This is a genomic window from Pantoea sp. E956-1 (assembly GCF_982223955.1).
Genome location: NZ_CEUYZP010000111.1, coordinates 1 through 385, shown reverse-complemented (window position 1 = coordinate 385; position 385 = coordinate 1). Strand labels below are relative to the sequence as shown.

Annotated in this window: 1 protein-coding gene; it reads right to left on the bottom strand. The window is 66.0% G+C overall.

The features are described 5' to 3' along the window. Window positions 1–385 (bottom strand): potassium-transporting ATPase subunit C (locus tag AC0T7J_RS25505; RefSeq protein ID WP_473798616.1); only part of this gene is annotated, 385 nt, incomplete at both ends.

Here is a 385-nt window from a genome sequence, read left to right as displayed (position 1 = left end):
CGCCGCGACACGCGCCAGTTGATAGGCAATTGCCGCCGGTGGCAAGTGCGGATCGAGGCCGCTGGCGGAGGTGGTCAGCAAGGCCAATGGCACCGGCCCCTGCCCAGCGACTTGTTGTTTTTGCGCGTCTTCGATCACGCGGGTCGCCAGGGCCGGATTGCTTGGCGCGAGGTTGCTGGCGCCGCTGGCGACCGTGGCAAAAGCCCCGGCGGAGGGCCGTGGGTGGAACCAGTTGTCACCGCTGAAATCCTGAGCAATCAACGACGAGCCGCGAACTTTGCCGTCGGCGTCGTGGATCAGGCTGCCGTTGGCCTGATCCGGGAAAGCGACTTGGGCGATGCCGGTGACCGCGAGTGGATAGTCGACGCCGGTGATCAGGGTCATC